This window comes from Paraburkholderia sp. J67, from assembly GCF_905220265.1.
Taxonomy (GTDB): domain Bacteria; phylum Pseudomonadota; class Gammaproteobacteria; order Burkholderiales; family Burkholderiaceae; genus Paraburkholderia.
Genome location: NZ_CAJMZK010000006.1, coordinates 410,769 through 429,249 on the forward strand (window position 1 = coordinate 410,769; position 18,481 = coordinate 429,249).

The 18,481-nt window shown below is 66.8% G+C and carries 12 protein-coding genes and 1 pseudogene; 11 read left to right on the plus strand and 2 right to left on the minus strand.

All coding sequences use genetic code 11. The features are described from left to right. The 8 genes from bcsZ (at window position 1) to bcsR (ending at window position 13,043) form a co-directional block, all read left to right on the plus strand. On the plus strand, window positions 1-1,311 hold the full coding sequence (gene bcsZ / locus U5782_RS15230) for a cellulose synthase complex periplasmic endoglucanase BcsZ (RefSeq protein ID WP_322044653.1): 1,311 nt from the start codon (window positions 1-3) through the stop codon (window positions 1,309-1,311). Continuing rightward, on the plus strand, window positions 1,281-5,351 hold the full coding sequence (locus U5782_RS15235) for a cellulose synthase subunit BcsC-related outer membrane protein (RefSeq protein WP_322044654.1): 4,071 nt from the start codon (window positions 1,281-1,283) through the stop codon (window positions 5,349-5,351). Before bcsZ ends, U5782_RS15235 begins: the two co-directional genes overlap by 31 nt. A gap of 127 nt (window positions 5,352-5,478) precedes the next feature. Further along, window positions 5,479-7,389 carry a cellulose biosynthesis protein BcsE gene (bcsE, locus tag U5782_RS15240; protein WP_322044655.1) on the plus strand — a complete coding sequence of 637 codons (1,911 nt, stop codon included), beginning with the start codon at window positions 5,479-5,481 and terminating at the stop codon, window positions 7,387-7,389. A 1-nt stretch (window position 7,390) separates the two neighbouring features. Next, complete coding sequence (locus U5782_RS15245; RefSeq protein WP_322044656.1) at window positions 7,391-7,666, plus strand: hypothetical protein; 276 nt, start codon at window positions 7,391-7,393, stop codon at window positions 7,664-7,666. Continuing rightward, the gene (gene bcsQ, locus U5782_RS15250; protein ID WP_322044657.1) at window positions 7,663-8,529 is read left to right on the plus strand and encodes a cellulose biosynthesis protein BcsQ; all 867 of its coding nucleotides are present in this window, start codon (window positions 7,663-7,665) and stop codon (window positions 8,527-8,529) included. The genes U5782_RS15245 and bcsQ overlap by 4 nt, the downstream gene beginning before the upstream one ends. After that, window positions 8,526-11,165: a UDP-forming cellulose synthase catalytic subunit gene (gene bcsA, locus U5782_RS15255; RefSeq protein WP_322044658.1), complete on the plus strand. Its 2,640-nt coding sequence runs from the start codon at window positions 8,526-8,528 to the stop codon at window positions 11,163-11,165. The genes bcsQ and bcsA overlap by 4 nt, the downstream gene beginning before the upstream one ends. A gap of 84 nt (window positions 11,166-11,249) precedes the next feature. Then, the gene (gene bcsG / locus U5782_RS15260) at window positions 11,250-12,839 is read left to right on the plus strand and encodes a cellulose biosynthesis protein BcsG (RefSeq protein WP_322044659.1); all 1,590 of its coding nucleotides are present in this window, start codon (window positions 11,250-11,252) and stop codon (window positions 12,837-12,839) included. Continuing rightward, window positions 12,840-13,043, plus strand: a complete 204-nt coding sequence (gene bcsR / locus U5782_RS15265) for a BcsR/BcsP family cellulose biosynthesis protein (protein ID WP_322044660.1) — start codon at window positions 12,840-12,842, stop codon at window positions 13,041-13,043. A gap of 113 nt (window positions 13,044-13,156) precedes the next feature. Here the strand turns inward: bcsR and U5782_RS15270 are convergent, their stop codons facing one another. Both U5782_RS15270 and U5782_RS15275 read right to left on the minus strand, forming a co-directional pair. Then, complete coding sequence (locus tag U5782_RS15270) at window positions 13,157-13,396, minus strand: hypothetical protein (RefSeq protein ID WP_322044661.1); 240 nt, start codon at window positions 13,394-13,396, stop codon at window positions 13,157-13,159. A gap of 316 nt (window positions 13,397-13,712) precedes the next feature. Next, window positions 13,713-14,459: pseudogene (locus U5782_RS15275) on the minus strand (hypothetical protein); the annotation flags it as partial. Between the two features lie 80 nt (window positions 14,460-14,539). Between U5782_RS15275 and U5782_RS15280 the strand changes: the two are divergent. From U5782_RS15280 to rpoD, 3 genes are all read left to right on the plus strand, one after another. Then, entirely contained in the window at window positions 14,540-14,875 is a 336-nt protein-coding gene (locus tag U5782_RS15280) for an XRE family transcriptional regulator (RefSeq protein WP_322044685.1), read from the plus strand. Between the two features lie 336 nt (window positions 14,876-15,211). Beyond that, window positions 15,212-15,640 carry a GFA family protein gene (locus U5782_RS15285; protein ID WP_322044686.1) on the plus strand — a complete coding sequence of 143 codons (429 nt, stop codon included), beginning with the start codon at window positions 15,212-15,214 and terminating at the stop codon, window positions 15,638-15,640. A 529-nt stretch (window positions 15,641-16,169) separates the two neighbouring features. Next, window positions 16,170-18,155 carry an RNA polymerase sigma factor RpoD gene (rpoD, locus tag U5782_RS15290; protein WP_322044662.1) on the plus strand — a complete coding sequence of 662 codons (1,986 nt, stop codon included), beginning with the start codon at window positions 16,170-16,172 and terminating at the stop codon, window positions 18,153-18,155. Window positions 18,156-18,481 lie beyond the last annotated feature (326 nt).

Consider the following 18,481-nt stretch of genomic DNA (forward strand, 5'->3'; position numbering starts at 1 on the left):
ATGCAGCCGGGATCGTCCCGCCTCGCGCGCTGGCTCGCGGCTGGCGCCTGTGCGTTCGCACCGCTCGCGTATGCGGGCGCGGCGCAGGCTGCGGCTGCGGCACCGGCCGCGTCCACCGCGGCCGCCGCGGCCACGCCTGCCGCCTGCGCGTGGTCCGACTGGACCACGTTCAAGCGCGACCTGCTGTCCGCCGACGGCCGCGTGATCGACGCCAGCACGCCGCGCCAGATCACGGTCTCCGAAGGCCAGTCGTATGCGCTCTTCTTCGCGCTCGTCGCGAACGACCGCGCAGCCTTCGACAAGATCCTTCAGTGGACCGAGAACAATCTCGCCCAGGGCGATCTGACGGCGCATCTGCCCGCGTGGATCTGGGGGCGCACCGACATCGACGAGAAAGGCGCGCCGGTGGCGGCTTCCGGCGCGTCGGCGGCTTCTGCGGCCTCTGCTGTTGACGCGCAGAAAGGCACGTGGGGCGTGATCGATTCGAACTCCGCAAGCGACGCCGATCTCTGGATCGCCTACACGCTGCTCGAAGCGGGCCGCCTCTGGAACGTGCGCCGCTATACCGCGCTCGGCACGGTAATGGCGCGCAACATCGTGCACAGCGAGACCGCCACGCTGCCGGGTCTCGGCCGCACGGTGCTGCCGGGGCCGATGGGCTTCAAGCTCGACAAGGACACGTGGCGTCTGAACCCTAGCTATGTGCCGTTGCAGGTGATGCGCCGCTTCGCGCTCGCGCTGCCGCAGTCGAGCGAGTGGAAGGCAATGCTCGACAGTTCGACGAAGCTCGTCAACGACACGGCGCCGCATGGTTTCTCGCCGGACTGGGTCGTCTATCGCGGCAAGGACGGCGCGAAGAGCGGCGGCAAGGGCGGCTTCGGCCCCGACGCGCCGACGCACGCCGAAAGCGCCTACAACGCCATCCGCGTGTATCTGTGGGCGGGCATGCTCGCCTATGACGATCCGCTGCGCAGCACGACGCTCGCGACTTTCACGCCGCTTTCCGGCTTCGTGGCCGCGCACGGCTTTCCGCCCGAGCGCGTCGATACGCAGACCGGCACGCCGGGCGCGAACGAAGGCAACGGCGGATTCTCCGCGGCAGTCGCGCCGTATCTCTCAGCGCTCGGCCGCACCGATCTCGCCGATGCGCAGGTCGCGCGCAGCCGCACGCTCGCGCAAAAATCGCCGCCCGGCTACTACAGCAGCGTGCTGATGCTGTTCGGCCTCGGCTACCTGCAAGGCCTTTATCACTTCGACGCGCAAGGCCGCGTCGCGCCCGCATGGACGACCCGATGCCCGGCACCGCGCTGACCGCTCTCGCCTGCGCGCCCGGCACCCGGCGGGCCACGCGCACCCTGCGTGCCGCTCGCGCCACGCCGCGCCTGTCGTCGCTGCTCGCGCTGCTGATCGCGGCGTCGCCGTTCGTCGCGCGCGCGCAATCGAACAACGCGCCGCTGGTGCCGAGCGCGCAGAACTCGCCACAGCCCGCCGCCAATGCCGCCGCGCCCTCGGCACAGGCCGCGCAGTTGCTGTCGGCGGCGCGCATGTGGATGGGGAAGAACCGGCCCGACGTCGCGCAGGGCCTCGTGCAGAAGGCATTGCTGATCGATCCGCAGCAGCCCGAAACGCTCGCCCTCAAGGGCGAGATCGAGCTGCGCATGAACCGGCCGGCCGAAGCCGCGAAAGTCCTCGCGCAACTGAAAAAAATCGCGCCGGATGCACCCGCGACCCAGGAGCTGTCCGACGCCTACCGCATCGCCACCACCGACAAGAACGAGCTTGCGCAGATCCGTCTGCTGTCGAGTTCGGGCAAGTCTGACGAGGCGGTCGCACGCCTGAAGAAGCTGTTCCCGAACGGGCCGCCGCGGGGCGATCTCGTGCGTGATTACTACCGCATCCTCGCGGGCACGGATGCGGGCCGGGTGCAGGTGATCAATGAGTTGCGCGCGCGCCTGAACCGCAATCCCAACGATGTCACCGCCGCGCTGGTGCTCGGCGACCTGCTCACCGACCGCGCCAGCACGCGCATGGAAGGGTTGAACCTGATCTACGGCGTGTATCAACGCCAGGGCAGCAACCGCGCCGAAGCGCTCGAACTCTGGCGGCGCGCGCTCGCCAGCGCAGGTCGCGACGATCCGGCCTACTACGTCTGGTATCTGCGTTATCTGCAGGAAGTGCCCGACGATGCCGACACCCGGCAGACGGTCGCGGATCTCGCGAAGAAGATCGGGCCGACGGGCGTGGCGCAAGCCAACGCGGCGGCGGCGAGCGGCAAGCCTTACAACGTGGCGTCGAGCAGCAGCAGCGGTGGCGGTTCCGGCGGCTCGGGCCAGACCCGCGCGCGCCCGGCCGGCCCGGGTGCCGCGGCGCGCGATCGCGGTGTCGCGCAACTCCAGCGCGGCGACCTCAAGGATGCCGAAGCGTCGCTGCAAACCGCGCAGCGCGCCAACCCGAACGACGGCGAGACGCTCGGCGCGCTCGGCCTCGTGCGCATGCGCGAAGGTCGCCAGGACGAGGCGCGCGAGCTGTTCGCGCGCGCGCTCAAGCTCGACCCCGACAACGCCGGCAAATGGCGCAGCCTCGAAAAGACGGCGGCCATCTGGGGCACCATCGGACGGGCGCGCGCGGCCAATTCGCAGGGCAAGCCGGAAGAAGGCGAAACGCTCGCCCGCCAGGCGCTCAAGCTCGATCCGGGCAATAGCGACGCCACGCGCATCCTCGCCGATTCGCTCATCGCGCAGAAGAAGTGGAGCGAGGCGGAAGCCGTGCTGCGCCCGCTCGTCGAGGCGAAGCAGCCCGACATGGACGCCTTGCGCAGCCTCGTGACGGTGTTGCGCGAAACCCATCGCGACAACGAAATCGGCCCGCTCATCACGGCCACGGCGCCGCGTCTGTCGGGCTCGGACGTGGAACTCAAGCGTCTGCGCGCCGAACTGCTGTCGATCCAGGCCGATCAGTTGCTGGCCGAAAACCGCAAGAGCCCGGCTATCGCGAAGCTCGAAGAAGCCGTGCGCCTCACGCCCGACGACGCCTGGACGCGCTTCACGCTCGCGCGCCAGTACCGCGATCTGGGTCTGCCCGCGCTCGGCCGCCAGGTGATGGAGGACGGGCTGAAGGTCTCGCAGGCGCCCGACATGCGTTACGCCACGGCGCTCTATCTGAATTCGGTGGACGACGTGGATGGTGCGAGCGCCCAGCTCGAGGCGATTCCGGTTGCCGAACGCAGCGACGGCATGCGCGAGTTGATCGGCAATCTCAAGGCCCAGAAGCAGCTCGCCCAGGCCCGCCAGCTCATCGCGCAGGGCAAGGAGGACGAGGCGCGCGCCATGCTCGACTCGGCGGCCGCCAGCGCCACGGCGGCCAACGATCCGCAGATGCTTGCGACGGTTGGACGCGAATGGATCGCCATCGGCGAGACCGACAAGGGGCTCAAGCTGGTGCAGGACTGGCTCGCAGCCCATCCGGACGACCCCGACGCGAACAGCGTGCGGGTGCGTTACGGCGAGTTGCTGGGCGCGGCCAACCGCGAAGACGATTGGGCCAAATGGATCGACGCGACGCGTGCGCGGCCCGGCATCACGGACGAGCAGCGCGCCGATCTCGACGACCAGGAATTGCGCCTCGCCGTGCGCGCGACCGACCGCCAGATCGAAGCGGGCGATTTGCGCAGCGCGCAGCGCACGCTCGACGCCGTGCCTGACCGGCTCAAGTCGAACCGCCGCTGGCTGCTCGAAGAAGCCGATCTGCTGGAGGCCAGGGGCGATTACAAGGGCGCGATGGCAGCGGCCCAGAAGGTGCTGGCGACCCAGCCCAACGACGCCGACGCGCGCCTGACGGTCGCGCGCATGTACGAGCGCATGGGACGTAGCCGCGAGGCCGCGCAGATGGTGCGCGACGTGCTGGCCGACACGCCCGAGGACGACGTGGACACGCGCCTCGCGATCGCGCGGCGCTTCACCGCGCAGGGGCTCAATCAGGAAGCGCAGGACGTGGTCGATCCGCTGCGCGCGCTCTACCCGGATCGATCCGACATCACGACCCAGGCCGGGCGCGTGGCGCAGTCGCGTGGCGACTACAACGACGCCGCCAGCCTCTACAAGACCTCGCTCGTGCAGGAGCAGGCGGAAGGCGCGCAAGCGGACCCGAGCGACGGTTTAACCTCGGCGGGCCGCGCGCTGCAAGGGCTGGAGGACCGCAAGCAAGGGCAGATCGCCACCGAGTGGTATCAGTCGAATCTCTCGGGCGACCCCGGCATTTCGGAACTGCACGCCACCGAAATCCCGCTCTACGTGCGCATTCCGGACGGCTACACGGGCCACTATTTCTTCCACGCCGATACGGTCTATCTGAACGCCGGCACGCTGCCCGCCAACGATCTCCAGAACGCGTACCAGTACGGCAAGATCGCTGCGCTCGGCAACGCGGGGCTGAACCCGATCAACGAGACGGCGACGGGCGTGGCGCTCGCGGCCGGCTACGAGTACAACCGCGCGAACACCAACTGGCGCGCCGATATCGGCACCACGCCAATCGGCTTCCCGATCACGAGCGTGCTGGGCGGCCTGCTGTATCGCTACGACTTCCCGCACGCCTCGCTGTCGGTCGACGTGTCCCGCCGGGCCATGACGAGCAGCCTCGTGTCCTATGCGGGCGGGCGAGACCCCGTCACGGGCGAGACCTGGGGCGGCGTGGTGCGCAACAGCGTCACCGTGCGCGGCGCGCAGGATCTCGGGCCCGGCACGATATTTACGAGCGTGGGTCTCGGCCTGCTGACCGGCTCCAACGTGCAGACCAACCAGGAACTGCGCGTGCGCAGCGGCTACGACCTGACGGTCTGGAAGCGGCCCGACCAGACCGTGTCGAGCGGTCTCACGATCAACTTCTGGAAGTACTCGAAGAACGAGCACTTCTACACGTTCGGCAACGGCGGTTACTACAGTCCGCAGAGCTATCTGTCGTTCGGCATTCCGATCGACTGGACCGGGCGCTACAACAAGCTCTCGTGGGAGATCGACGGTTCGGTCGGCATGTCGTTTACGAACGAGGACCGCTCGCCGTATTTCCCGACCAACGCGAGCCTGCAGTCGCAGGCCGCCGCCTACATGGCCGCCAACGGCCTTGGCTCGCCGTATTTCGGCGGCGGTTCGGGCGGCGGCTTCAGCTACGCCGTGGAAGCCGCGCTCGAATATCGCGTGACGCCGCACTTCACGGTGGGCGGGCGCTTCCGGCTCGACCGCTCGCGCGACTACGCGCCGAACGTGGGTCTGCTGTATCTGCGCTACTTCTTCTCGCCGCAGCATGGCCCGGTGCCTTACCCACCGACGCCGGTCAGGCCATACTCGGAATATTGAGGCATCGTATGAAGACTTCGACGGACAACACGTTGCCTGACACCGCTGTGATCCTGGCACGCACGCCGGGACGCAGCGCACCCTCGATGGCCCCACTTGCGGATTGCCCCACGACCCGAGTGACACGATGAACCAGCCCGCCCGCGATTCCGCCTCTCGAAAGGCACAGTCCGCGCCGCCCGCCGGCGCGAGCCGCGAGCCGCGCGCGTCGCTGCTCGCGCGCACTTCGCAACGCGAGCCGCTCGCGATCGACGGCCTGCCGCCCGCGCTCGCCGCGCTCGGCGTGGGCCAGGTCCACATCGTCTACGCCAACGCTTCGCCCGCACGCGACACGCTGTTCTGGGAAACCGCCGCCGCCGCGCTCGAAGGCCCAGCCACGGTGCTGTCCACGCGCGACGCCGCGAGCATCGCCGCGACCCTGCGCGATCACGGCATCGACATCGACCGGCGCGACGCCACTCACCATTGGGCCAATGTCTGCTCGCTCACGCCGCTTGCCGGCCGCGACGGCGCCCAGGTGCTGATCGAAGCGCTGGATGCGCTCGCCAATCAGTGCGCCGCCCCCGCGAGCCAGTTCTATATCGAAGGCGCCGAAGCCTTTTTCGCCTGGCAGGACCCCGCCACGCTCGCGCGCCAGGGCGCGCAACTCGCCAACTGGTGCGTGCAGCATCGCTACGGCGTGCTGCTGGTGGCCGAACCGCCCGGTCTGGGCGACGACAACGCGCATCCCGAACTGGCCGCGTTCCAGGCGCGCTTCGCGGGAGCGGCGCAACTGCTGCAGACGCAAGGCCAGTTCCATTGGGAAGTGGCGTTCTGGCGCTCGGGCGACGCGGTGCTCGGCAGTCAGTCGCTGCCGCTGCGCTTCGCGGCGCTCGATCATCGGCTGACGGTCTCGGGCGGCACGTTCGAGCATTCGATCGGCGAGGCGGGCCTGCTCGCGCCCGATGAAGGCCGCGTGATCATCTCGCGCGACTCCGTGCTCAACGAGCGTGTGCTGCCAGCCGCCTGGCAGGTGGTCGACGACAACGAAACGGCGCTCGCCGCCGCGCGCACGGCCGTCGCGGCGACGGTGGTGCTCGATTTCGGCGCGAGCCGCGAGCTTGAATCGCTCGCCGAGCAGGTGCACACGCTGCGCCTGCAATCAGGCAACGCACTCAAGATCATCGTGCGCGAGGAAGCCGTGGCGATGCGCTACGAGTCGCTCATGCTCAACCTCGGCGCGAACCGCGTGGTGCCGCGCCATACGACGCTTGCGCAGCTCGAGGCCATCGTCGAAAGCCTGCAAGGCCAGGTGTTCTCGCGGCCCTTGCCCGCCGATTACCGCCAGGCGCTGGCCGGCGTGATGCACGGCGAGGAAAGCGGTTACGTGGGCGCCACGCACTTCGTCGAGCTGGTGCGCGCGGCCGTCGAACGCAGCCGGGTGATCCAGTTGCCGAGCGTGCTGATCCGTCTCGCGCTGATGCCCGAAGTGGCCCACGTGGACGCGCTCAAGGCCTGCCATCAGCGGCGCGCGGGCGACATCATGACCGCGGCCGGCGACAGCCTGTATGTGTTCTTTTTCGCCTGCCGCCTGGGCGACGCGGACGCGGTCTGCCAGCGCGTATTCCAGCGCCCGCTCGCCGAGCTGTTCCAGGGCGAGCAGCGCTGTGGCGACGCGAACTCGATTGGCGCGCTGCTGGAATCGCTCACCGACGAGATCGACGCGCATACGCCGCCCGATTACTCGGGCTGGCTCGCACTCAATGCGCTGCAGGAAGCGCAGGCGCACGTCGCGGCGCACGCCACCGTCGATGCGGCCATCAAGCCCGCCGCGCCGTCGATTGCCTCCTACCCCGCCGCCGCTGTCGCGCCGCGCGAGGAAGCGCCCGCCGTCAGCGCGCCACTGGCGACTCCATCGGCACCGTCAGCCGCACCGGCCCTGCCTGCGCTGCCGGTCCTTGCCGACGCCGCACCCACGCCGCTTGCCCCGCCAGCCGCCGCGACCCGCGGCGAGCCGCGCCGCGCGCCGCTGCCGCTCAAAGCCCAGGGAACCCGCTGACATGGACATTTTTATCGGTTATTTCGTCTGGGGGCTGATCCTCGCCGCACCGCTCTGGTGGCTAGCATGGCGTTTTCGCATTGGACGCTTCGTGCCCGACTGGGCCAAGCCGGTGCGCCAGCGTCCGCTCGAGCTGCCACCGCAACTGGACGCGCTCGTGATCCGCGGCAAGCGCCGCAAAGACCTCGTGGTGCGCCGCCCCTCGACCGCGCCCGCGGCGACGCCTACGCCCACTCCTGCCGCCTCTCCGGCCACTCTCGCGGAGCCTCGCTCATGAAAACCGTCGCGATCGTCTCCGCCGTGGGCGGCGCGGGCCGCACGACGCTCACCGCCGCGCTCGCGGGCCTGCTGGCCGCGCGCTCGCACACGGCGCTCGCCATCGAATGCGATCCGCGCAATGTGCTGGCGTTGCACTTCGGCCTGCGCGAAAGCGCCCGTGAAGGACTCATCACGCATCTGTACGACCCGGGCGCGAGCGGCGACGGCTGGGCCAGCGCCGCACTGGAAAGCGACGACGGCGTGCTGGTGCTGCCCTGGGGCAGCACAACCGGGCAGACCGGCCAGGCGAGCAATGGCTTCGATGCCGACGATGACGGCGACGGCAGCGCGCGCCTCGACGCCAATCGCCGCTGGCTGCGCGACCTGCTCGGCCGCGTGGATCTGCCCTCGAACGCGATCGCGCTGATCGACGCCGCGCCCTGGCCTTCGGCGCACGCGCGCCAGGCGATCGAAGCAGCCGACCTCGTGCTCGGCGTGCTCACGCCCGATGCGGCGGCCTGCGCGACGCTGCCGCGTTTCACCGAGGCGCTGGTGCGCGCGGGCAAGCGCACCGCGTTCATCGCCAACGCCGTGGTGCCCGCCCGCCAGTTGCACACCGACCTGATCGCGATGCTGCGCGCGCGTCTGGGCGCGGCCATGCTGCCTTACCTCGTGCACGCCGATACGGGCGTGCCCAACGCCTTCGCAAGCGGCTCGAACTTCTGCCGTGGCGCGCCGGGCTCGCAGGCCGCGCACGACATGAACGGCATCGCCTCGTGGATCTCGCACTGGTCCACGGGGGCGCTCGCCGAGCTGCAAAGCGATCTGCCCGAGGGCGCGCGGCCCGCGCCGCCCGACCGCTCGACGGGAGGCAGAAGATGATCCGCGCCAGGGTCCACACGTTCTGGGCCAACTACGTGAGCGATCCGCTGGCCCGCGGCTGGAGCGGGCTCTGGACGGGGCTGCGCCGCGTGAGCGCGCCGGAACTGAGTCTGGCCGCCGACGCCGGCTTCGGCCAGTGGCTGCTGCGGCTCTTTTTCCAGCCGCCGCGCCCGGGCAAGCCTGACTGGCCTGCGCTCGCGTTCTCGTCGCTCGGCCGCGACATCGTGCGGCGCCTGGACATTGGCAACGACCGCAGCACGCGCGCGTGGCTCCTGCGGCTGTTCCTGCGGCCACGCCGTGGGCGCCGCCGGCTGGCCGCCGATCTGCGCGAGGTGCACAAGCAGGCGCATCCGCGCAAGCTCGCGCTGCGCGTGTGGCTCGACCGCAAGCTCGAACCGCTCTACCGGCGCGGCCGGCGCGCGGCCTCGGCCGTGTCGGCGCGTCTGCCGACGATTCACTGGGAAGGCATCCAGCATCGGCTGGAGAAGCTTTCCGAGGCGCTCGACCGGGTGCCCTTCCTGCGTCAGTGCCTGCTCTGGCTCGCCTTCATCGCCGCCGTCACGATCTGCACGACGCCCCTGCCGCTCGGCGACCAGGTGCTGCTGTTCTTCCTCGTCTGGCTGGTGGTCATGCTCGCGCGCCGCGTGCCGGGACGGCTCTCCACCATGTTGATGGTGATGCTGTCGATCATCATGACGGGGCGCTATGTCTGGTGGCGCTCGACCCAGACGCTGCATCTCACGAGCCCCGCCGAGGCGATCGTCGGCTACGTGCTGTTCGCCGCCGAGCTCTACACCTGGGTCGTGCTGATGCTCGGCTATGTGCAGACCGCCTGGCCGCTGCGCCGCAAGCCCTCGCCGCTGCCCGACAACCCCGCCGACTGGCCGACCGTCGACATCTACATTCCGACCTATAACGAGCCGCTTTCGGTGGTGCGTCCGACCGTGTTCGCGGCCAGCACGATCGACTGGCCGCGCGACAAGCTGCGCATCTATCTGCTCGACGACGGCGACCGCGATGAATTCCGCGACTTCGCCGCGCTGGTGAACGTGGGCTACATCCGCCGCAAGGAGCACACGCACGCGAAGGCGGGCAACATCAATCACGCGCTCAAGCTCACCGACGGCGAGCTGATCGCGATCTTCGACTGCGACCACATTCCCACGCGCTCTTTCCTCCAGACGACGGTGGGCACCTTCCTCGCCGATCCGAAGTGCGCGATGGTGCAGACGCCGCACCACTTCTTTTCGCCCGATCCTTTCGAGCGCAATTTCGATACGTTCCACCGCGTGCCGAACGAAGGCAGTCTGTTCTACGGCCTGATCCAGGACGGCAACGACTTCTGGGACGCCACGTTCTTCTGCGGCTCGTGCGCCATCATCAAGCGCGGCCCGCTGGAGTCGATCGGCGGAATCGCGACCGAGACCGTGACCGAAGACGCCCATACCTCGCTGCGCCTGCATCGCCACGGTTTTACCTCGGCGTATCTGCGCACCGTGCAGGCGGCGGGTCTCGCCACCGAAAGCCTCGCGGGCCATATCGGCCAGCGTATCCGCTGGGCGCGCGGCATGGCGCAGATCTTCCGGCTCGACAATCCGTGGGTCGGCAAAGGGCTCTCGTTCTTCCAGCGCATGTGCTACAGCAACGCCATGCTGCACTTCTTCTACGGGATCCCGCGGCTGATCTTCCTCGTGATGCCGTGCGCGTTCCTGTATTTCGGACTGCACGTCATCAACACGCCCGCGACCGTGATCCTCGCCTACGTGCTCCCCTATCTCGTGACCGCCGCGATCGCCAACTCGCGCATCCAGGGGCGCTACCGGCACTCGTTCTGGGCCGAAGCCTATGAGAGCGTGCTGGCGTGGTACATCGTGCTGCCCACCACGATCGCCGTGGTGAATCCGAAGCTCGGCAAGTTCAATGTGACGTCCAAGGGCGGTCACATCGAAGAGGATTACCTCGACTGGACCATTTCCACGCCGTATCTCGTGTTGCTCGGCATCAACGTGCTGGCCGTGCTGGCCGGCATCGGGCGTCTGACGATCTGGCAGAGCGACGAGCCCGCCACCGTGTTCATGAACCTGTTCTGGGCCTTCGTGAATCTCACGGTGCTCGGTCTGGCCGTGGGCGTGGCCAAGGAAGCGCGCCAGGTGCGCGTCGCGCACCGCATTCCGCTGCGCGTGCCCGCCATGCTCACGCTGCCCGATGGCCGCACGCTCGCCTGCAAGACCGAGAACTATTCGATGGGGGGGCTCGGTCTCGTGCTGCCGGTCGAAGCGGGCCTGGAAAAGCTCGAGACCGGCGAACGCGTGAGCGTGTGCCTCTCGCGCGGCGCGGTCGAGCACGACTTCCCCGCTGTGGTTGCGCGGCTCGCGGACCGACGCCTGGGCATTCGCTTCGAGGAAATGTCGATCGAGCGCGAGCGGCGTCTGGTCGAATGCACCTTCGGGCGCGCCGACGCCTGGCTCGAATGGGAGGATGTGCCGCGCGACGATGCGCCGCTCAATGGCCTCGTCGAGCTGATCATGCTGAGCTGGCAGGGTTATCTGCGTCTGGCCGATGCCTTCTTCGACGCGGTCGAAAACATTTTCACGCGCCGACGCGCGGTGCGCGGCAAGCCGGCCCGCCAGCCATAAAGCTCAACGGCGCACGACGACGCTCGATCGACACCGCAACGCGACCGAATTCACGCTGCAACCACGCTGGAACGCGACTTCAATATGGGCCTCTGGAACCTCTACTTCGCCGCCAAGCTGTACCTCTTCTCGCTCGGGAAGCTCCAGGTCGAATGGCTGCTGAACATCCTGTTCGCCGTCGCACTGCTCGTGCCGCTGCACCGGCGCTGGCTGCGCACCACGCGCAACGTGCTCGCGGTGCTCGCGGGCATCGCGCTCTTCTATCACGAGTCGGGCTGGCCGCCGATCAGCCGTGCGATCTCGCAGATTCCCGTGCTGTTCACCTTCACGCCTTCGTACATGCTGGAGCTGATGGGGCGTCTCGTGTCGATCAAGGCGATCGTCTCGGCGGTGCTGGCGGTGTTGCTCTACTTCCTGATCAATCGCTGGATCCGCGTGACGACGCTCGTGCTGGTCGCGCTGGTCGCGGTGCCGCTTTACCAGGGCGCGGGCACGCTGGTCGCGAACGCCACGAGTGCGCTGGCCCAGAGCGGCAACGATGGTGGCGATAGCGATGGCCGCAACGCCAACGAGCCGAAGAACGAGCAGGCCGGCGGCTACGACCAGCAGCTCGCCGCGTTCCGCTCCAACGAGGAAGGCCGGCGGGTGACCTTCACGCCGCTCACGAGCGATACCAGCGCGCAGTTCGACATCATCGTCGTGCATATCTGTTCGCTCTCGTGGGACGACATGGATGTCGTGAAGGCGCGCAATAACCCGCTGTTCTCGCGCTTCGATTACCTCTTCCAGAACTTCAGCTCGGGCGCGAGCTATAGCGGCCCGGCGGCGATCCGGGTGCTGCGCGCGACTTGCGGGCAGGAGCCGCACAAGGCGCTCTACGACCCGGCCGCGCCCGAATGCCATCTGTTCGCGCAACTGGCGCAGGCAGGCTTCACGCCGAACGCGCTGCTCAACCACAACGGCCGCTTCGACGATTTTCGCGGCACCGTGCTCAAGGAAATCGGCGTGCCGGGCGTGACGATTCCGTCGAACGATGGCCTGCCCCCGTTCATGAAGGAGTTCGACAATTCGAATCTGGTCGACGACTACGACGTGATCGCGCGCTGGTACAAGCAACGCATCGCGGCAGGCGGCGGCCCGGTCGCGCTCTACTACAACACCGTGTCGATGCATGACGGCAACCGCCTGCCGAACAACAAGCTCACGAGCCTCGAGTCGTATCCGGTGCGGCTGCAGACGCTGCTCGGCGACGTGGACAAGGTGATCGACATGGTTGCGCAGTCGGGCCGCAAGGCCGTGATCGTGTTCGTGCCCGAGCACGGCGCGGCGCTGCGCGGCGAAGAGAACCAGATCGCGGGCATGCGCGAAATCCCGACGCCGCATATCGTCCATGTGCCGGTGGGCGTGAAGATCGTCGGCCTGCCTGCGGGTACGGAGCAGGCGGGCGGCCCGGTGACGATCGACCAGCCGACGAGCTATCTGGCGCTCGCCCAACTGCTCGCGAATCTGGTGGCCAAGAGCCCGTTCGCCGTGGGCGCGCAGCCGCTCGCACAGTACGCGCAGAATCTGCCGCAGACGCGCATGGTGGGCGAGAACGAAGGTACGGTGACGATGACCACGCCGACCGGTTATGTGATCCATACGCCGGACGGCGTCTGGGTGGAGGGCAAGTAAATGGCGCTCAAACTCTGGGGTAGCCGCCGCACGCGCCGCAGTCCGCTGCTGCCCGGCGACATCGATGCGCTCGCGCGGCTCGTCGAGGGTGTCGATGCAGAGCGTTATTACGATGTGCAGGCTCAGGACGCGTGGCAGGACGCGGCCGCGCGCTGGCCGCTGGTGGCGGCGGTGCTCGAGCTGACACCCGAATCGCAGAAGTAATCGGCGAATGCGGGCCTAAACCGGCTCAGCGTAGACCGTGCGTTCCATCGGCATGCAGCCGAGGGGGGACGACCGGTTGGGTCGATGTAACGCTGGGCGAGCGCCGTCGTCGCTCAGGTGTTCAGGGCAGGACGGTTGCGCTGGCGCCCCTGCACCTTCGCCATGGTTTCGAACAGTTGCTCAGCACGCGCCAGTTCGTCGAGTGCGAGATCGAGGCGCGTTTGCGCCGCCGACGCGCCATCGTGCAAGCGTGCGGCGCGAAAAGCCTGCTCGACGTTGCGGCTCGCCTCAAGAAAGCGTCGGGCGGCCTCGGCCTCGCTTGTGGGGACGCGGGTACGGGTACGAATCACCATGGAACAGTTCCATCGTTAGTTGCGTCCAGTCCGCCCCGCGCGATGCCGCAGGCGTGCGGGCGGCACGCAGAAGCTCTCCTTGCGGAGCGCGGGCCTGCCGCGCCGGCGTCGAGCAATCGGCCGGCATGGTGTCGAACAGGTCGCATGCAAACAGTTCCCGCGTGGCGCCGGCTGCTGTCGCCGGGGCAATCGCCATGACGGGCGGCTCGCCGCAGCGCTGACGGGTGCTCTGGGCCAGCATGTCGCATTCGGTTTCGCGTGCGGGAAGGTGCGGCTGATGCGTCTGGACGCTGCCGGGCTCCCGGGCCTTCGTGACCAGCTCGAACAGATCGCTAGTGACACCGCGCGCATGCTGGGCCGAGGGTTCGCTGCGCAGGCGCTTCGTGAGTTCGACGTAGGTGTCGAAATCGGCATTGCGCACGCTCTCGTGCAATTTCGCCATGTCGCGCGCCTTGACGCGTGTGGGCTGCACGAGCTTTACGAAATACGGCGCTTCGAGCTCCACGCCGAACGCCACCGGGTAACCCTTCACGCCGAACTCCGCTCCCGCGCGCGCTGCCTGGCTCGCCCGGTCCACCACCAGTGTTCCTTGCGAGGCGCACGGCGCCTTTCCTGTGCTCACGCTGCGCAGCTTCTCGGGCTGCACGCGCAGGCTGCTGCCAAGCGTCAGTTCCGTGGGCGATGAGCACACCAGTGCGTAGTGATGGTCGCGCAGCTGGCCCGACGGCAGCCGCGTGCGGCTCGTCACGAACACGTGTTGCGGCAGCTGCCGCACCTGACCGCTCGCATCCACCCAGGCGTTCCAGACGAACGCGTCCTCGCGCTTGACGTCCGCCACGCGCGGGCGGCTGGCCGCCGGCGAGAACAGCGCGAGCAGCGAGCCCATGCGTAGCGCGGCGAGCTGGGCACTGCTGCCGAGCGACTGGCTAATGCCAAACAGGAAACGCCCACCGCCCAGACGACGCTCCCACTCCTTGCGCAGGACGATCGTCGGGAGATCTTCTCCCGTTTCCGATCCGATCCTGGACCAGCAGAACGTGGGCGGTAGGTGTTTCAGTGCCATCGACTTCCTCGAAATGCGCCGCGCCCGCCAACTCTGGCGAGCAATTCAATAAGCGTTACTGTATAGGTATAATGCATGACATGGAAGCCCCAGACACTCATTTTCCCGTGCAGGAACTATTGCGCCGACTGGCCGCCGACACGCGCTCGTCCAGCGAAATTGCACGACTATCCGGGGTGAGTCAGCCGACCGTTTCGCGGCTTCGGCTCTCGAACGGGCGCAGACTGCGCAGCAGCGCGTCATTCAATAAGCTATGCAATTTCTATGGAATGAAGGCCGCTTCGCGGCAAGCGGCGGCCTATAACGATCTGCTGCGCAATGCCATCGTCGACGTGTGGGACGGCTCGGAGGAGCACGGCCGCGCGCTGCTCGTCGTCATCAAGGGATTGAAGGAATTGCGGGAGCGACCCGGGTGAAGGCGATCTGAACGGTTACCGCGTCTCGCCCTTGCTGGAGATGGCGAGGCTCGAGGTAACCAGATTTGGGAAGAAAAGCGTCGCGGCGAGGGCGAGCAAGGCGAAAAAGGCATGTTTAGTCGCTTTCCGGGCTTGCCTGTGTGCCTTGTCGCACCGACATTGCATAGAAAACGACCCTGCGCAGCCAGGAAGCTCCCATAAATGGTGACCTTTGCATTTGACAGGGAACCTATGAGCAACGGAGGCCTCGTTTTTTCGGGGGGCGTCTATATATAGAAGAAGCGATCGCTTCACACGCTCCACCCGTAACGTTTGGTTTGCTTGCCTGTGCGCCCGATGAACTCTAAGTCGATTGAAAGTGCCCGTGCGTCGCTGCGCGGCCAGTGCCTGTGCGGCGCCGTGCGCTATCGGGTCGAGGACGCATTTCGCTATGCCTTCAATTGCCATTGTTCGCAGTGCAGGCGGGCGACCGGAGCGGCCTTCAAACCGTTCGCAGGGATCGAGCACGCGCATCTGAACCTCGAAGCGGGCCAGCAGGCGCTGATGATCTATGGAAGTCCCGATGCCGCGCATGACGTCCATTGTGGACGCTGTGGGTCCCTGCTCTATTCGGTCGTACGTGAGGGTGCCTACGTGCACGTGACGCTGGGGACCCTCGTGGATGCCCCCGCTATCCGCCCGCAAGGGCATTTGTTTGTCGGCTCGAAAGCGCCGTGGCACGAAATTACTGACGCACTCCCCCAATATGACGAATTTCCTTCGTAATATTCCGGCGCGCATGTCGAGGTCAACGCAGACAGCCGCCGACACGTTCATAATTGAGTATTGGCGCGCCGCAACCGCCGTAATGGGGAGCGGTTGCAGTGCGCCACGTGCGTTCATGCGCCAATTCGACGCAATTTTGCTGCGGCACCGCCTGGCCGTTTATCCAATGAAGGAAAACGTGCGAACCATTGGCCGGTTGTTGAGTCAAATCAGGCTCGTGAGAAAACGCGGAGCGCCCAAAGGCGCCATTCAGACAACGTATCCAGAACGTTTCGACCCTGCAATGGGCGATCTGTGCGTCCGCGCGACGATACCGGTTGCCTCACGTGGCGTAACGCACTACCATACGCGATCTTTCTGCATTGCACGAAAATCCGGGACGCCACGCCCTTGTGCGTTTGGCGCTCGCTCGGCGGGCCGGCATGCGCCCCCGCCCATACCCCTGCAATTTCGTCATCGCCAGGACGCCACGCCGCTTGGCGCGTGACCCTTTTTGCCCTCGCCGGGCATTCCTTTCGAGGAGAATGTATTGACTAGCCATGACCGGGAAGACGCGCTGGCCTCGTCGTCTACCCGCACCGCACGCCGTTCATCCAAGGACAAGACCGGCGATACGACTCAAATGGACGGTTCTTCGCAACTCGAAAAGCGCCAGCATCAGATGCGGGCGCTGATCAAGCTCGGCCGTGAACGCGGTTATTTGACGCACGCCGACATCAACGACCACCTGCCCGATAACTTCGCGCAGACGGCCGCGCTGGAAACCATCGTCGCGACGTTTAACGACATGGGCGTGCAGGTCTATGAGCAGGCGCCGGACGCCGACACCCTGCTCCTGAACGACGAAGCACGCGCTGACCAGCAGGCCGACGACGAAGCCGACGAGGAAGTCGAAGTCGCCCTGTCGACCGTCGATTCGGAATTCGGCCGCACGACCGATCCCGTTCGCATGTATATGCGTGAAATGGGTTCGAGCGAGCTGCTCACGCGCGCAGGCGAAATCGAAGTCGCCAAGCGCATCGAAGACGGCCTGCAGGAAATGATCCAGGCGATCGCGGCTTGCCCGTCGATCGTCGCGACGATTCTCGCCGACGCTGACCGCGTCGCCGCCGAAGAAATGCGCATCGACGAACTCGTCGACGGCATTGGCAGCGGCGAACCCGAGCAGGAGCCCGCTGCGGCTGCGCCCGAAGCCGACGCAGACGAAGCGATCGAAGCCCAAGCCTCGGAAGAAGAAGAATCCGACGACAGCGACGAAGACGACGACGGCGGCGACAACAGCAAGGCCAACGAAGCCATGCTCGCGCAGCTCAAGGCCGATAGCCTGGCGATCTTCGCCCGCGTGCGCACGCTGTTCGAGCAGATGACCTGCACGACGGACGCCGACGCGCGCGCTTCGGCCGCGGAAATGCAGATCTGCGCGGATATCCAGAAGGAACTCGCACAATTCCGTTTCACGGCCCGCACGATCGATCGTCTGTGCTCGCTGCTGCACGAGCAGGTCGCGGCAATCCGTGCGATCGAGCGCAATGTGCTCGCCATCGTTGTGGACCGCTGCGGCATGCCGCGCGAAGCGTTCATCGAGCAGTTCCCGGGCAAGGAAACCGACCTCGAATGGGGCGTGCGCGCTGCCGCCGCATCGAGCAAGTACGGTCCTGCCATCGAGCGCAGCCTGCCGGCTATCCAGTCCGAACAGCGCAAGCTCGCTGAGATCGAAGCGGCTGCTTCGCTCTCGCTGCAACAGATCAAGGCGATCAACCGCCGCATGACCGCTGCTGAAGCCAAGATGCGTCAGGCGAAGGGCGAGATGGTCAAGGCCAACCTGCGTCTCGTGATCTCGATCGCGAAGAAGTACGTGAACCGTGGCATGCAGTTCCTCGACCTGATCCAGGAAGGCAACATTGGCCTGATGAAGGCGGTGGACAAGTTCGAATACCGCCGTGGCTGGAAGTTCTCGACCTACGCCACCTGGTGGGTGCGTCAGGCTGTGACGCGCGCGCTCGCCGACCAGGCACGCACGATTCGCGTTCCGGTGCACATGATCGAAACGATCAACAAGCTGAACCGCATCTCGCGCGAGATCCTGCAACAGACCGGCATGGAAGCGCATCCGGCCGATCTGGCCGCACGCATGGGCATGACGGAAGAGAAGGTGCGTGGCATCCTCAAGATCGCCAAGCAGCCGGTTTCGCTCGAAAGCCCGGTGGGCGACGACGGTGACGCTACGCTCGGCGACATGATCGAAGATGCATCGTCGAGCTCGCCTGCCGATGCGGCGATCCACGCGAACATGCGTGCCGCCATCGACGAAGCGCTCAAGGCGCTGTCGCCGCGTGAGGCAAAGGTGCTGCGCATGCGTTACGGCATCGACACGACCTCGGATCACACGCTCGAGGAAGTGGGCAAGCAGTTCGACGTCACGCGCGAGCGTATTCGCCAGATCGAAAGCAAGGCGATGCGCAAGCTGATGCACCCGAGCCGCGCCGATAAGCTGCGTCCGTTCCTGGAGCGTTAATAGCGGATAGCCGCTGCGCTTTGGCAGTTGGAACGAAAAAGCCCGCCACGAAAGTGGCGGGCTTTTTGTTTTCTTGTCGGCGAAGGGTTGGTGTGATGGTTTTTAGGTCGTGCAGGCCGGGACTGGCTGCTGTTTGGAGATGTCAGGAGAGGGCGAGAATGGCCTCGGGATATCTCGCGGCGCTTGCCGCGGGAGGAAAGATCTAGAGCGCGCCATATCACATTAATCGAGCGCCAGCTCTTCGTAGAGAGGCTGTGCATCTGCCTCGCTCGGTCATCGATCAGCGAGCCCGTCTGACGCACAGATCTGTGGTGATGAGTGATCGC

Excerpts from the sequence above, each read along its gene's own strand:
- U5782_RS15280 (WP_322044685.1), top strand. The coding sequence starts at position 14,540 with ATGGAAGCCCCAGACACTCATTTTCCCGTGCAGGAACTATTGCGCCGA.
- bcsG (WP_322044659.1), top strand. The coding sequence starts at position 11,250 with ATGGGCCTCTGGAACCTCTACTTCGCCGCCAAGCTGTACCTCTTCTCG.
- bcsZ (WP_322044653.1), top strand. The coding sequence starts at position 1 with ATGCAGCCGGGATCGTCCCGCCTCGCGCGCTGGCTCGCGGCTGGCGCC.
- bcsQ (WP_322044657.1), top strand. The coding sequence starts at position 7,663 with ATGAAAACCGTCGCGATCGTCTCCGCCGTGGGCGGCGCGGGCCGCACG.
- U5782_RS15285 (WP_322044686.1), top strand. The coding sequence starts at position 15,212 with ATGAACTCTAAGTCGATTGAAAGTGCCCGTGCGTCGCTGCGCGGCCAG.
- bcsE (WP_322044655.1), top strand. The coding sequence starts at position 5,479 with ATGAACCAGCCCGCCCGCGATTCCGCCTCTCGAAAGGCACAGTCCGCG.
- bcsA (WP_322044658.1), top strand. The coding sequence starts at position 8,526 with ATGATCCGCGCCAGGGTCCACACGTTCTGGGCCAACTACGTGAGCGAT.
- U5782_RS15245 (WP_322044656.1), top strand. The coding sequence starts at position 7,391 with ATGGACATTTTTATCGGTTATTTCGTCTGGGGGCTGATCCTCGCCGCA.
- U5782_RS15235 (WP_322044654.1), top strand. The coding sequence starts at position 1,281 with ATGGACGACCCGATGCCCGGCACCGCGCTGACCGCTCTCGCCTGCGCG.
- U5782_RS15270 (WP_322044661.1), bottom strand. The coding sequence starts at position 13,396 with ATGGTGATTCGTACCCGTACCCGCGTCCCCACAAGCGAGGCCGAGGCC.
- bcsR (WP_322044660.1), top strand. The coding sequence starts at position 12,840 with ATGGCGCTCAAACTCTGGGGTAGCCGCCGCACGCGCCGCAGTCCGCTG.